At 37.7% G+C, this 14,437-nt stretch carries 13 protein-coding genes; all 13 read left to right on the top strand.

Going from position 1 to position 14,437, the window contains the following annotated elements:
- Positions 1–17 precede the first annotated feature (17 nt).
- Positions 18–989 (top strand): Wzz/FepE/Etk N-terminal domain-containing protein, encoded by a 972-nt coding sequence (locus tag IEY18_RS00350; RefSeq protein WP_188916702.1) that lies wholly within the window; start codon positions 18–20, stop codon positions 987–989.
- 459 nt (positions 990–1,448) lie between these two features.
- Complete coding sequence (locus IEY18_RS00345; protein ID WP_188916700.1) at positions 1,449–2,711, top strand: oligosaccharide flippase family protein; 1,263 nt, start codon at positions 1,449–1,451, stop codon at positions 2,709–2,711.
- Positions 2,668–3,522 carry a polysaccharide pyruvyl transferase family protein gene (locus IEY18_RS00340; protein WP_188916698.1) on the top strand — a complete coding sequence of 285 codons (855 nt, stop codon included), beginning with the start codon at positions 2,668–2,670 and terminating at the stop codon, positions 3,520–3,522. Before IEY18_RS00345 ends, IEY18_RS00340 begins: the two co-directional genes overlap by 44 nt.
- Complete coding sequence (locus tag IEY18_RS00335; RefSeq protein WP_188916696.1) at positions 3,509–4,666, top strand: glycosyltransferase; 1,158 nt, start codon at positions 3,509–3,511, stop codon at positions 4,664–4,666. The genes IEY18_RS00340 and IEY18_RS00335 overlap by 14 nt, the downstream gene beginning before the upstream one ends.
- Entirely contained in the window at positions 4,629–5,774 is a 1,146-nt protein-coding gene (locus IEY18_RS00330; protein WP_188916694.1) for a hypothetical protein, read from the top strand. Before IEY18_RS00335 ends, IEY18_RS00330 begins: the two co-directional genes overlap by 38 nt.
- Complete coding sequence (locus IEY18_RS00325; RefSeq protein WP_188916692.1) at positions 5,771–6,979, top strand: glycosyltransferase; 1,209 nt, start codon at positions 5,771–5,773, stop codon at positions 6,977–6,979. The genes IEY18_RS00330 and IEY18_RS00325 overlap by 4 nt, the downstream gene beginning before the upstream one ends.
- An 18-nt stretch (positions 6,980–6,997) precedes the next feature.
- Positions 6,998–8,032, top strand: a complete 1,035-nt coding sequence (locus IEY18_RS00320; protein WP_188916690.1) for a polysaccharide biosynthesis protein — start codon at positions 6,998–7,000, stop codon at positions 8,030–8,032.
- Positions 8,033–8,035: 3 nt separating this feature from the next.
- Positions 8,036–9,139, top strand: a complete 1,104-nt coding sequence (gene wbjC, locus IEY18_RS00315; RefSeq protein WP_188916688.1) for a UDP-2-acetamido-2,6-beta-L-arabino-hexul-4-ose reductase — start codon at positions 8,036–8,038, stop codon at positions 9,137–9,139.
- 15 nt (positions 9,140–9,154) lie between these two features.
- Positions 9,155–10,285 carry a non-hydrolyzing UDP-N-acetylglucosamine 2-epimerase gene (gene wecB / locus IEY18_RS00310; RefSeq protein ID WP_188916685.1) on the top strand — a complete coding sequence of 377 codons (1,131 nt, stop codon included), beginning with the start codon at positions 9,155–9,157 and terminating at the stop codon, positions 10,283–10,285.
- 528 nt (positions 10,286–10,813) lie between these two features.
- Complete coding sequence (locus IEY18_RS00300; protein ID WP_229779679.1) at positions 10,814–12,010, top strand: glycosyltransferase family 4 protein; 1,197 nt, start codon at positions 10,814–10,816, stop codon at positions 12,008–12,010.
- Positions 12,007–12,603 (top strand): sugar transferase, encoded by a 597-nt coding sequence (locus IEY18_RS00295; protein WP_188916680.1) that lies wholly within the window; start codon positions 12,007–12,009, stop codon positions 12,601–12,603. The genes IEY18_RS00300 and IEY18_RS00295 overlap by 4 nt, the downstream gene beginning before the upstream one ends.
- A complete protein-coding gene (locus IEY18_RS00290; protein ID WP_188916677.1) occupies positions 12,596–13,228 on the top strand; it encodes an acetyltransferase in 633 nt (210 codons plus the stop codon). The genes IEY18_RS00295 and IEY18_RS00290 overlap by 8 nt, the downstream gene beginning before the upstream one ends.
- Positions 13,229–13,232: 4 nt before the next feature.
- Complete coding sequence (locus IEY18_RS00285) at positions 13,233–14,411, top strand: DegT/DnrJ/EryC1/StrS family aminotransferase (protein WP_188916675.1); 1,179 nt, start codon at positions 13,233–13,235, stop codon at positions 14,409–14,411.
- Positions 14,412–14,437: the final 26 nt, after the last annotated feature.

Genomic DNA, 14,437 nt, shown 5'->3' with positions numbered 1-14,437 from the left:
GTAAGTAAAAATTAAACATGAATTCAAGTGTATCTCGAGTGTCGCAAGAGCCTGCCGAATTAGCGAATAAGTACCAAGCTGTCAACGCAGATGAAATTGATTTACGAGAGTTATTTGGCGTTATTTGGAAAGGAAAACTGCTAATTATTAGCGTGACCATTTTTTTTGCCGTTTGCTCTGTGATATTTGCAATCATGCAACCTAATATTTATAGATCTGAAGCATTGCTTGCTCCTGCCGCTGAGGAACAGGGCGGAGGCGGTCTCGCTGCATTAGCTGGACAATTTGGCGGGCTAGCGAGCATGGCTGGCATCAATTTAGGCGGCGGCGGTTCTGATAAAACTCAACTGGCCATCGAAGTTATGAAATCTCGCCAGTTTGCAAGCGATTTTATTCAGCGCCACGATTTATTGTCTGATTTAATGGCCGCTGAGAAGTGGCATATCGGGGATAATAGCATCACTTATGACGATGATATGTATGAAGCATCTACAGGAAAATGGATAAGAGATGTTAATGCCCCTTTTAAGCCTGAACCGTCCATGCAAGAGGCATTTAAAGAGTTTAAAAAGGTAGTGAGTGTCAATTCGTCTAAAGACACTGGCATGGTTACGGTTGCTGTAGAACACTTAGCTCCAGCAGTTGCAAAACAATGGGTTGAGTGGTTAGTGCTAGACATTAACACCGTGATGAAGGAGCGCGACGTTGCTGAAGCCAAGCGGAGTACCGCGTTCTTACGGTCGCAAATTCAACAAACTAATGTCGCAGATATTCGCTCAATTCTGTACAAGCTGGTTGAAGAGCAAGCAAAGACAATTATGTTCGCAGAAGTGCGTGATGAATACGTATTTAAAACCATAGATCCTGCGATAGTTCCAGAAGAAAAAGCCAAACCTAAACGCGCTTTAATATGTGCTTTAGGTACAGTGTTAGGTGGCATGCTGGCCGTTATGTTTGTTCTCATTAGGCATTTTATTAGAAAAGAGTAATTGCCATATTTTGGATATCATATTAGGGCCAATGCTACGCAGGAACGGCCGGGTCTATGGTGATGGGGCGAACGACACGAAGCAATACCATGATTAAATCGGCAAGAAGAAGGCTATTCCTCGTATCCCAACTAGGAGCAACGTTGGGTATTTGAAAGGCGACCTCCCGGGAATGAAGCTGTGGCGGTGTTGAAGGCTGGCGACTTAGAAGCCCTGGAAATAAGACAACTGATACCATCGCTCCTCAACAGTCCTTTGGTTATATATGGCAGCTGACAAGCTTAGGCGGAGAGATTACAACGTACCTGTCGGTGAATCACTAGCCCGGGTTGGGGTGTTAAACAAAATGACAGGCCTCACCATGCCTGGAAGTAAAATGGTTCGTTAACTAGAAGTTGGATAAGGCAAATAGCGCATTACCCATTAATTGATCAACAAAGCCTTTTTAAAGTGGTATAGATGAAGAGTTTGGTTAGGATAGGGACTGGCAGTTTAACTGTAATTATTACACAGTTTATTACCAATGCTGTTATGAATAAAGTAATAGCTGTATATTGTGGTGTTGCTGCATATGCACAAATAGGTAGTATCCAAAACCAGCAGCAAATTATTCTTCCGTTGTCTGGGCAATGTTTGGCAACAGGTGTAACAAGATTTACATCAAGAAATAGATATCACCATAAGAAGCTAAAGTATCATGTTGCAAATAGCTTGTTTTACTCAATATTGCTATGTTTGGTCGTATTGTCTTTATGTATTGTACTGTATGTAAGCTCAGACTTTTTTGATTCTTTATATATATTGGTTTACGTTGCTTTGCTTCCGCTAGTGGTGGTTCACAATTGGTTTCTTTCAATACTGAACGGACTTGGCGAAGCTAAGAGGTATTTAAAGATTTCATTAATAACCGTTTTGTCAAACTTTACAATAACAACTGTATTAACAGTAGGGTTTTCAACTCATGGAACTTTAATCGCAATTGCGATAAACCAAGCTGTTGCATCACTAATAACCATTTTGTTCTATCTTAGAAAATTTGAGATTTTTGATGTAGCTTATATCCGATTTAATCAGTCAATATTCAAGAAATATCTAAAGTATGGGTGTATGACTTTTGTTTCTCTTTCGACAATACCGTTGGCAATTTTTTTGCTACGCCTTGATTTAATCGAAAAGTATGGTGAAGTATTAGCAGGGCAGTGGGATGCAATGCTTAGGCTTAGTATTATGTACTCTCTTGTTATTACTTCTTTTTTGAGTATTGTATATTTGCCTAAAATAACTAACTTGAGATGTGATGTTGAAATAGTTGATTTGCAGTATAAGTTTATAAAGTATGTATCTATTTTTGCAATCCCATTTTTTGGAGTCATTTTTTTGTTGAAAGGGTTTGTGGTTGAATTGCTCTTCACCCAAGAATTTCTAGGTATGCTAAAATTCTTTACTCCTCAGTTAACAGGCGACTTTTTCAAGATATTAACATGGGTAGTAATGTGTTACTTTGTAACAAAAGGAGTTGTGATAAATCATATTCTTTTAAATTTAGTTTTTGGATTGCTATTCTTTTTGATGGCAAAAATAAGTTTAAATTTTTCTTCAAACATATCAATCGGGTATGCCTTAAGCCAAGTGTTATCTTTCATTTTTTCATTGTTAGTAGTTTCAAGGTTTGTTAAAAATGCATCTGTCAAGTATAAAAGTAAAGTCAAGTCAAGCTTTTAATAAGTATATTTCGCGCAAGAAAGTTCATAAAGCAATATTTTACACCGGTGCGAAGAAAAATATAGGTGATTCTATGGTGCCGTGGCTTATTAATAGCATTAGTGGTTCGGACTTTCAGTATTCTAATCCTTTAGAAGCTTCTGGCTCACACTTATTTTCAGTTGGGTCAATTTTGCAATATGCTAATAAAGACTGTTTCGTGTGGGGATCAGGTTTTATAAGTTGTAACTCAAAATATAAGTCTTTGCCTAAATCAATATCCGCAGTAAGAGGTCCATTAACTGCTTGTAGGGTAGAGCAGCTTAGCGGAAATAAACCTTCTATATTCGGTGACCCTGCACTTATTACGCCGAATCTAATCGATGGCTCAATAATTGAAAATTTGGCAGCCAAAAAAGAAAATGCTAAAATTGGGTTGATACCTCATTATGTCGATAAAATTCAATTGGAACAAACGAAGATATATCATGAAAACAGTGTAAAAGTAATTGATGTTGAAACAGATGATATTTACGATTTTGTTGCTGAATTACATACTGTGGATATAGTAGTGTCGAGCTCTCTTCATGGAATAATTTTGGCTGAATCGTTTGGAATACCCGCTGTTTGGGCGAAATTCTCGAATCGTGTTTATGGAAATGATTTTAAATTTCACGATTACTATTTATCTACTGGTAGGCCTATGATTACGCATCAGTCTTACTTAGATATCACTAGCAGTACTCTAAAACCAAACCAAAGAATATCGGATAGCTTGCTCACTAGCATAACGGATAGTTTGATTGAGGTTTATCCAGGTGAATTCAAATAGAACAGTTATTGTGCCACACGTAGGCGCCGGAGGCGGTGCTGGTATATATATTAGCGACATTTATTCATATTTTAAAAATAAAGTGGGTAATGTAGATGTGATAGGTCCGTTTTCTTGTTCCTATTCAGGGCTGAACTCTGATTATCTCTTATGTAAATCGTATTTTCCTAACTATAAAGGAGTTAGACTACTTGCCAAAATCTTTTGGTTGGTTAATTGCCTTTTGATGCACTTTTTTTTCTTAGGGAGTATAAGAAAGTGTATAGCAGAAATACCAGCAGGTACAACGTTGATTCTTACTTCTAGTATACAGATCCATTGGGCTAGAATGTTTAAAAAATTAGGGTTCAAAGGCAGGGTAGTATGTTTTATTCAAGAAAACCTTGAATTAGATGGTTTGTTCGGCCTTTATATTAGAAGGTTTTGTTTAAATCATATTGATGAGTTAGCTTGCATTACGCAAGATTGGCATGACTATGCATCAACCTTCAACGTCGATTCAACGTTGGTAATGAATAGCTTTGATGAGTATCATTTTAGTAATACTGTTTCATATCATGCTAGCGTTGTGGAGACAAAGTCTTTGGCAACAAGCAAACATAGTGATAACTCTGTATTACTCTACTTAGGAGGTGGTCAAAGAATTAAAGGTTGGGATTTCATTAAAGAGGTTTTTTTGAATTTATCAAAAGAATACAACATTGAAATATTATGTTTGGGAACATTCTCGGCAACGCAAAAGAAAGAAATTGAATGTATTAATACAAGAATGACAAATGAGTCTAAGCTAACTGTTTTAGAAAATGTGTCTGATGTTAAACTTTTTTATTCGATATGTGACTTTGTATTAATCCCCATAATTTCACCACATTTTTGTCGGCCAGCAATTGAAGCAGGTTTTTTTACAAAAACATACATAATTCCAGATTTTTCAGAGTTAGAGTTTTTCGCTAAACACGAAGAAAATTGTTTAAAATATCAGTCTAATAGCTTTTCTTCATTTTCAAAATCAGTTTGCCGTCTTCTTGATGAAAAAAAACTGTGTTCTCGTTTAGCAAGGAGCAATAAAGCATTTGCTAATAAAATTTTTTATCTAGGACGTTTTGATGATGATATGGGAAAGATTTTCTTATCGAATAAATAAGTTTGATCTATATGTGTTCTCGATAGTTTTCTTATCTATAAGCCCAATTTTTTCATATCATACTAGAATTGGTGCTTTGGGTTTTGTGATATTATGGGGCTCTATTAGAATTTTTAAGAACCCTAGTGAATATGTGTTGGTTACAAAAAACGATCTGGTTTTACTTTTATACGCTTTTTGTATTTTTTCTTTATCATTATCAACGGACATTTATTACGCACAGCTATACGGTTTAAATACTTTTTCATTTTTGTTGTTTCCATGCTTCTTTATTTACGGTTATGTGGTAAGTAAAACATTAAGCTTTGATGATTTTGCTACTAGGTTCGAGAAAATTGTCGTTTTTTTGTCTGTAGTTTCACTTTGTATATATTTATTTGTATCTGTTTTCCCATCGACTATTAATTATTTTTTTACATATGAATATGAAGGGTTTAGTGCTAAAACAGTTATTCTCCTCAACGTGCTTATTCCCGATGGTCAAGTTTTATTTCGAAATGCCGGAGTGGCGAGTGAACCAGGTTTGTACCAGTTGATTTTAAACTTAGCATTGCATTTTAGACTCCTTCGTTTAAAAAAGCTGGACTTGGCCTCTACTGCTTTAATAATGTCGATTGTAACAACAGACTCAACAGTGGGTATTTTTATTTGTTTTGTTATTTTGTGTTTTAATTTAAGCTTGAGGTTGATTTTTATGTTAGCCCCTGTTGTTATCATGTCGTTTTCGATAATTGTAGATTTGTTTTTTTATCATCTTGAATATAAACTTTTTGGTTCAGTAGCATTCAATGGTCGGATGTTGCCGATTTTAAATTTAATTGATTTGGCTGCAGAATACCCTTTGGGTATGGGCTCAGTCCTCTATACTCATTATCTCGAAATATTAAATATTGGTGGGTGGGATTCGTATTCACAATTGTACATTAGATACGGCATTCAAGGGTTGTTGTTTGGCGTAATATGCCTTTTTATTTTGATGAAAGAATCCATTCTTCTATTTTTTATTGTGTCTGTTACATTATTATCTCAAAATGTTTTTTTTATACCGTTTTTGGTGGTTTTGTATTTTTATGCTATAAACGCGGTTAAGGTAAGGTGGGGGAAATGAAATCAATATTGTTTTTGGGTTATAATGTCACTGATGAGTGCGTCGATAAACTAATATCTATAGACACTTTACCTGCTTTGCAAACAATAAAGCTATCTAGAGGGTTGTATGAAATATTTAATAGAGACCCTATATCACTTTCGTGTTTTACTGTGGTTCCAATTCAAGACTTCCCAATTGGTAAGAAATTGTATGTAAAAGGGAACTTTGGGGCAGGAGTTAATACTAAGGGGGTATCATTTATTAACGTGCTTTGTTTAAAGCAAATCTCTAGATTTTTTTCAATTCTATTTCATTATGTTAATTTGAAAAGTAGGCCTGATTTTGTTTTTATTCATGGGTGTGATTTGTCACTAATTAGTTCTGTTTTTGTTTTAAAGCTTCTTTTTCCTAATGTTCATGTGCAAGTCGTTTTAACAGATATGGCATCTTTGCCACTCGCATCTGATGGATTAATTCGGCGTTGTCTTAAAATTTTTAGTTCTAAGCTGACTAAATTATTATTAAAAAGGTTCGACTCTTGTGTTTCTCTTTCCAGAGATTTAGGTGAATATTACTTCTCAGGAAAAAGAATTATTAGTTTACCTGGCGTTGTAGTTCCAGGTGATAACTCAGTTAATAAAATGGAGCTGTCGATTGACTCTAACGTTTTTAATCATTTGTATTCTTCTTCTGGTAAACATAAGATTTTGTATGCTGGTACAATAATCAAATCTTATGGAGTGGAATCTTTAATAGAAAGCTTGGATTTTCTTGATGACTCTTTCGTTATTTACTTCTTTGGTAAAGGGCCTGATTTGGATTACCTAAAAGCTGTCGCTAAGAAAGATTCGCGTGTAGTTTATGGCGGGTTTCTTAATAAGGCTCAGTTGGATTTGTTTATAGAGAACGTTGATGTTCTCGTAAACTGCCGCAGCAGTAATCTGGAATTTTCAAAGCTTTCCTTCCCTTCCAAATTGCTCGAGTATTCATTATCAGGTAAACCTGTTATCACTAGCAGGATTGAAACTATACCCGATGAATTAGCTGGCTACTTTCTTTATTTTAATGATCAGACGGCTCTAGAAATTGCTAATGAAATTAAAAGATTTTTCAAGCTTTCTGAAGTGGAAAGGGAGATGGTAGGGGCGAAATTAAAAGACTTTGTTGTCAATACATATAGCCCTAGCGCGATATTTGATAGGTACTATAATTCTAATGTTTAAACTGTTTGAGGTTTTTTTATGTTTACTGGTAAGGTATTGTTAATAACTGGTGGGACTGGCTCATTTGGGAATGCCGTTTTAAAACGATTTTTAGATACTGATATCGCAGAGATTCGTATATTTAGCCGGGATGAGAAAAAGCAAGATGATATGCGTAAAAAGTATAATAATCCTAAGTTGAAGTTTTATATTGGAGATGTGAGGGATTATAATAGTGTCCTTTCTGCTACCCGCGGGGTAGATTTTATATATCATGCTGCAGCATTAAAGCAGGTACCGTCCTGTGAATTTCATCCTATGGAAGCTGTTAAGACCAATGTTATTGGTACTGAGAATGTTCTCGAAGCAGCTATAGCTAACGAAGTTTCGCGCGTTGTATGTTTAAGTACTGACAAGGCAGTTTATCCGATCAATGCTATGGGTATATCAAAGGCTATGATGGAAAAAGTCATGGTTGCGAAATCTCGTAACGTAGACCCTTCCAAAACGGTTATATGCGGTACGCGCTACGGAAATGTAATGGCCTCGCGCGGTTCAGTTATTCCTTTATTCGTAGATTTGATTAAATCTGGTAAGCCATTAACGATTACAGATTCAAACATGACGCGATTCATGATGACCTTAGATGATGCAGTAGACCTAGTTTTGTATGCATTTGAACATGGAATGAACGGTGACATATTTGTGCAAAAAGCCCCTGCCGCAACAATTGAGGTATTAGCAAAAGCTTTAACTGAGCTATTAGGTGTGCCAGAACATGAGATTAAGGTTATAGGTACTCGCCATGGAGAAAAGCTCTATGAGTCACTGTTGAGTTGTGAAGAGATGCTAGCCTCAATAGATCATGGAGAATACTATCAGGTTAAACCTGATATGCGTGATTTAAATTATGGTAAGTTTGTAGAGGATGGCGATAATAGAATTTCTGAGACTGTAGACTATAACTCTCATAACACAGAACGTGTTGATGTCGAACAAATGAAGCAGTTGTTACTTAAGCTGGATTTTGTGCGAGCAATTTGTGCAGGCGAAGATTACGAACTGGATGCGTAAATTATGAAAATTTTAGTAACTGGTGCTGAAGGGTTTATCGGAAAAAATCTGTGTTTTCAGCTTGTAGAAAGTGGATTTGATGATTTATTAAAAATCGACAGAGATAATTCTAAAGATGATTTAGATAACGCGTTGAAAGTTGCTGATTTTATTTTTCATTTGGCAGGTGTTAATCGACCTAAAAATGAATCTGAATTTAGAGAGGGAAATGCGAATCTAACCTCGTATATAGTAGCTAAGCTACAAGAGTTTGGTCGTAAAACGCCTATTTTGCTCACGTCATCGATACAGGCCGAGAGAGATAATGCTTATGGAGTGAGTAAAGCAGAAGCTGAAAAATCTGTTAATAATTATTCATCTAAAACCCAAGCAAAAGTATTTGTTTATAGATTGCCAAATGTTTTTGGGAAGTGGTGTCGCCCTAATTATAATTCAGTTGTTGCAACTTTCTGTCACAATGTAGCAAATGGCTTGCGGTTAACCATTAATGACCCAAGTGCTAAAATAAATCTTGTATACATTGATACAGTTTGCGAGCACTTTATTAGTCATCTTAACGCAGATAAGCCAAGCGGTGAACAGTCTATTTCTCCTGTATATCCAACAACTGTCGGTGAAATTGCCGATGCTTTAGAATCTTTTAAATCTAGCAAGGAATATTTAATTACTGAAAATGTTGGAAATGGCTTTCTGAGAGCACTTTATTCAACTTACATTAGCTATTACAGTCCGGACCAGTTTTCATACAATGTCCCTTCCTACGTTGATCCTCGTGGTACCTTTTGCGAGTTACTGAAAACAAAAGAATCCGGACAGTTTTCCTATTTTACCGCACATCCAGGTGTCACTCGTGGCGGACATTATCATCATACAAAGAATGAAAAATTTTTGGTGATTAAGGGTAAAGCAAAATTTCGCTTTGAACACATAGCAACTGGTGAGCGATATGAACTTGACGTTGAAGGTGAAGAATGTCGTGTGGTCGAAACTGTACCTGGTTGGACGCATGATGTTACCAATATTGGCGAAGAAGAACTTATTGTAATGCTTTGGGCTAATGAAATTTTTGATCGTGAAAAACCAGATACAATTGCAAAACCGCTTTAGGCTAGGAATAACATTTTGAAAAAACTAAAAGTAATGTCAGTGGTCGGTACCCGACCAGAAATTATCCGCTTGTCACGTGTTCTGACTAAACTTGATGAGCATTGTGAGCATATTTTAGTTCATACTGGTCAGAATTATGACTTTGAGCTTAACGAAGTCTTTTTTAATGATTTAGGGGTACGCAAGCCTGATCATTTTCTTAATGCTGCGGGAAAAAATGCAGCAGAGACAATAGGCCAAGTGATTATCAATGTAGATCAGGTGCTTGAGCAAATTCAACCTGACGCGATGTTGGTTCTAGGTGATACCAATTCCTGCTTAGCTGCAATTCCAGCTAAGAGGCGTAAGGTACCTATTTTCCATATGGAAGCTGGGAATCGCTGCTTCGACCAACGTGTTCCTGAGGAAACTAATCGTCGCATCGTTGACCACACTGCCGATATCAATCTTACTTATAGCTCAATTGCTAGAGAGTATTTGTTAGCTGAAGGACTTCCTGCTGATCGCGTGATCAAAACAGGGAGCCCGATGTTTGAGGTGCTGAATCACTACATGCCACAAATTGATAGTTCTGATGTGTTATCCCGGCTTGGATTAGAAGTTGGCCAGTTCTTTGTGGTTAGTGCACACCGGGAAGAGAATGTAGATTCTCCTAAACAGCTTAAGAAACTAGCAGAGACGTTGAACACTGTAGCTGAGAACTACGGTATGCCAGTGATTGTATCAACACATCCAAGAACACGAAATCGAATCGAAGCACAGGGAATTGAATTTCATAAAAATATCCAGCTACTGAAACCGCTTGGTTTTCATGATTACAATCATTTACAGAAAAACGCAAAAGTAGTTTTGTCTGATAGCGGAACAATCAATGAGGAATCATCAATTATGAATTTTCCTGCACTAAATATGCGTGAAGCACACGAGCGTCCAGAAGGAATGGAAGAGGCATCTGTGATGATGGTAGGGCTTGGTGTTGAGCGAGTAATGCAGGCTTTGCAAGTATTAGAATCTCAACCGGCAGGGGAGGAGCGTTTATTGCGACAAGTATATGATTACAGCATGCCAAATGTATCTGAAAAAATGGTGCGTATTATTCATTCTTATACAGATTATGTTAAGCGTGTTGTTTGGAAAGAGTTCTGATAGTCATTCTCAACAGTTAAATCGGGGCTTGTTGATATATTTCCAGAACTATTGTCAACTTCCGCACTCAGGTCCTGAATCATCTAATTCAGGGCTCAAGAAATGGCGAAGTAAAAGTACAATGTAAATAACTGGCGAGAGTACAACAAGACACTAGCGAATTGTGGTTCCGTGGCCTTTTGGCTTGATAAGAAAGTGATTACAGCGGGGCATGAATGTAAGCCCAATGGCCAGCGTGGCCAGGATTGCGAATTCAATGACTCTGCCATAACTACCGCATTGATGATCTTGGCAAGTCTTTGACTTGAGCTTCTGTCAGACGCAAGGCTTCATTTATTTAATCTTTGTCTTGATGGGCACTGAACTACAAGCACGGGTTGCGGCGTTTAACAAAATGACAGGCCTCGCCATGCCCGAAATCGAAATGGTTCGTTAACCAGAGATTAGACAAGGGAAACTGCGCCTTAACCAATTAATTGTTCAATAAGGCCTTATTAGGGTGTAAACACTATTCATATGAAAATTTTGTTGTTAACACAATGGTTTGATCCTGAGCCCACTTTTAAAGGGTTATTGTTTGCAAAAGCTTTACGAGATAAAGGGCATCAAGTTGAAGTAGTAACTGGGTTCCCCAACTATCCAGGTGGAAATGTATATGACGGTTATAAAATTTCTATCTATCAGAAAGATATTGTCGATGGAATAGTTATTCACCGCTGCCCACTTTACCCAAGTCATGATAGTTCGGCATTAAAACGTATATTAAATTATATTACGTTCGCATTGAGCTCTTTATTTGTTGGCATGGTTAAAGCTAGAAATATAGACGTAATATATTCTTATCATCCACCTTTAACCACTGCTTTGTCGGCAATGGTGCTAGGTTTTTTTAAAAGAGTTCCTTTTGTTGTTGATATACAAGATTTGTGGCCAGATACTCTCGCGGCTACAGGCATGCTAAGCAACAAAAAAGTACTAACAGTAGTAAGTAAGTTTTGTCAGTTGGTATATCGGCAAGCGTCGAAAATTGTTGTTTTATCTCCCGGTTTTAAATCAAACTTGGTTCAAAGTGGCGTGCCTAAGAGCAAAGTGGATGTAATCTATAATTGGTGCGATGAATTGGCACTATTGAATGCCGAACCAAGTAACGGTTTGCTACCAAATAATGGGAATTTAAATGTCCTTTTTGCCGGTAACTTAGGGTTAGCTCAAGATCTTCCTTGTATAGTGACAGCTGCTGAATTGATTCAAAAAAGAAATGTAAACGTAAACATAGTGTTTTTGGGAGATGGTGTTGCTAAATCATCCGCTCAAACTTTGGCAGAGCAGAAAAAGTTACTTAATGTCACATTTTTACCTCGAATGCCAATGTATAAGGTTGGTGGGGTGCTGTCGCAAGCGGATGGTTTACTAGTTAATTTAAGGGATGATGAATTATTTAGAATTACAATACCTTCACGGACCCAAGCAAATTTATGTATAGGTAAGCCCATTATTATGGGAGTTGCAGGAGATGCAGCTGACTTAATTCATAAAGCTCGTGCAGGGTTTGTTTGTAATCCAAATGATCCTATATCTCTTGCTGATAACATAGAACAATTAGCTTCCATGTCAGCTCAAGAACGATTTGTGATGGGAGAACGTGGTAAGGAATACTATGATAAACATTTGTCATTAAACATTGGTGTTGAAAAGTTTATTCGTATATTTAAAGAGGTTTCATGAAAAGGTTATTTGATATTATGGCTTCTATGTTCGGCTTGGTTTTGCTTTCTCCAATCATGACTGTTATTGCATGGAAAATTCGGAATAACCTTGGGTCTCCTGTACTTTTTCGTCAAACTCGCCCAGGTTTAAATTGCGAGCCGTTTGAAATGCTTAAATTTAGGTCAATGAAAGATGCCGTCGATTCCAGTGGGGCGCCATTACCAGATGAAGACCGGATGACCCCATTTGGGAAAAAGCTTAGAGATTCTAGTTTAGACGAGCTTCCCGGGTTGATAAGTGTCCTAAAAGGGGATATGAGTTTAGTTGGTCCAAGGCCATTATTAATGCAATATTTACCACTTTATAACACAGAGCAGGCTCGGCGCCATGATGTTCGCCCTGGAATTACAGGTTGGGCACAGGTGAATGGCAGAAATGCAATTAGCTGGGAAGACAAATTTAAACTAGATGTTTGGTATGTTGATAATCAGTCTTTCTTGTTAGATATAAAAATTCTTCTTTTAACTATTAAAAAGGTTTTCATAAAAGAGGGGATTTCAGCAGAAGGACATGTAACGATTGAGCCTTTTAAGGGCAGTTCAAATGAGTAGCGTTTGTGCTATTTTAGGTGCGAGCGGTCATGGTAAGGTTGTTGCTGAACTCGCTGAGTTAAATGGGTACTCAGAAATCAAATTCTTTGATGATGCATGGCCCCATAAGTTGCAAGTTGAGCACTGGAGTGTAGTTGGAAATACGCAAAGCCTTTTTGAATCAATTGATAGTTATGATTGTATTGTTGTCGCAATAGGTAACAACTCAGTTCGATATAGCAAACATAGAGAAATTGTAGAGGCTGGAGCAAAGTGCCCTCCTCTCATTCACCCTAAAGCTATCGTCAGTAATTATGCTCAAATTAAAGAAGGAACCGTTGTAATGGCGGGAGCAGCTGTTAACCCCTTTTCAACCATTGGTGAGGCTTGCGTTCTTAATACTAACTCTTGTGTAGATCATGATTGTGCATTGCAAGATGGTGTGCATATTAGCCCGAATGCAAGTCTTGCAGGCGCTGTGCAAGTCGGTGAAAAAGCCTGGGTTGGTATTGGTGCTCAAGTTCGGCAGCAAATTAAAATTGGCCCTGAAGCTGTTGTTGGTGCAGGGGCCACGGTTGTTAAAGATGTTCCTAAAGGAAAAACTGTAGTAGGTAACCCTGCTAAAATAAAAGTCAGTAATAGGTGATGTAGTGTTAAATTCCCCATTTTCTCCTTGGCCTTCATTTACTCAAGAAGAAGCAGATATAGCAAGTAAGATTATTTTGTCTAATAAAGTAAATTATTGGACTGGAACAGAAGGTAGAGAGTTTGAAAAGGAGTTTGCCGAATGGGCAGATAGTAAATTCGCTGTCGCTTTGGCGAACGGCACATTAGCTCTCGATATAGCATTAAAGGCATTAGAAGTCGGTGAGGGGGATGAAGTTATTACAACACCTCGAACATTTTTGGCTTCTGCTTCAAGTATTGTGACGGCAGGTGCTAATCCAGTTTTTGCGGATGTAGACTTAAACAGTCAAAATATAACTGCTCAAAGCATTAAAGAAGTGTTAACACCAAAAACGAAAGCTGTGATAGTTGTTCATTTAGCTGGAATGCCTGCAAATATGGATGAAATTATGGATTTAAGTCGTGAGTATGGATTCTATGTGATAGAGGATTGTGCTCAGGCTCATGGCGCAAAGTACAAGGGAAAATCAGTTGGCTCGATAGGTCATATTGGTGCATGGAGTTTTTGTCAAGATAAGATTATGACGACAGCGGGCGAGGGGGGCATGGTGACCACCAGTGATCGTGACCTTTGGTCAAAGATGTGGAGTTATAAAGATCATGGTAAGAGTTATGACGCTATATATAACAAAGAGCACCCGCCAGGTTTTCGATGGCTGCATGAAAGCTTTGGCACAAACTGGCGTATGACTGAGATTCAGGCTGCAATAGGAAGAATTCAATTGCGCCGCATGGATGATTGGACTAAAAAACGCCAAGATAATGCTGAAGCTATCGACCGCTCAGTAATGGACATTTCTTTAGTTCGGACTGTAGAAGTTGGAAGTGAATGCAGTCATGCTGCTTATAAGCACTATTTGTTTATTAAACCTGAGCTTTTGGCTGATGGCTGGAGCAGAGACCGTATTGTTGAAGAGATTTCAGCTCGCGGCGTACCGGCCTTTCAGGGTAGTTGTTCTGAAGTGTATATGGAAAAGGCATTTGATGAAACTCCGTGGCGACCAAAAGTAAGGCTTAAGAATGCTGTAGAACTAGGAGAGACTAGCTTGATGTTTCTTGTTCACCCTACGCTGACTTCCAAAGAAATCAGTAAAACCCGTTCAGTGCTGCAGGAAGTTTTAGAGTTGGCATCGCAAGTATAGTCAAACTACTTTTCTCTATTGTTTTG

It is taken from the genome of Shewanella gelidii (genome assembly GCF_014647855.1).
Lineage (GTDB): Bacteria > Pseudomonadota > Gammaproteobacteria > Enterobacterales > Shewanellaceae > Shewanella > Shewanella gelidii.
The sequence above is the reverse complement of the archived record's forward strand: the minus strand, read 5'-3'. Positions and strand labels throughout refer to the sequence as shown.

Coding starts and splice junctions, on each gene's coding strand:
- IEY18_RS00350 (WP_188916702.1), top strand. CDS start 18: ATGAATTCAAGTGTATCTCGAGTGTCGCAAGAGCCTGCCGAATTAGCG.
- IEY18_RS00345 (WP_188916700.1), top strand. CDS start 1,449: ATGAAGAGTTTGGTTAGGATAGGGACTGGCAGTTTAACTGTAATTATT.
- IEY18_RS00340 (WP_188916698.1), top strand. CDS start 2,668: ATGCATCTGTCAAGTATAAAAGTAAAGTCAAGTCAAGCTTTTAATAAG.
- IEY18_RS00330 (WP_188916694.1), top strand. CDS start 4,629: ATGATGATATGGGAAAGATTTTCTTATCGAATAAATAAGTTTGATCTA.
- IEY18_RS00325 (WP_188916692.1), top strand. CDS start 5,771: ATGAAATCAATATTGTTTTTGGGTTATAATGTCACTGATGAGTGCGTC.
- IEY18_RS00320 (WP_188916690.1), top strand. CDS start 6,998: ATGTTTACTGGTAAGGTATTGTTAATAACTGGTGGGACTGGCTCATTT.
- wbjC (WP_188916688.1), top strand. CDS start 8,036: ATGAAAATTTTAGTAACTGGTGCTGAAGGGTTTATCGGAAAAAATCTG.
- IEY18_RS00295 (WP_188916680.1), top strand. CDS start 12,007: ATGAAAAGGTTATTTGATATTATGGCTTCTATGTTCGGCTTGGTTTTG.
- IEY18_RS00290 (WP_188916677.1), top strand. CDS start 12,596: ATGAGTAGCGTTTGTGCTATTTTAGGTGCGAGCGGTCATGGTAAGGTT.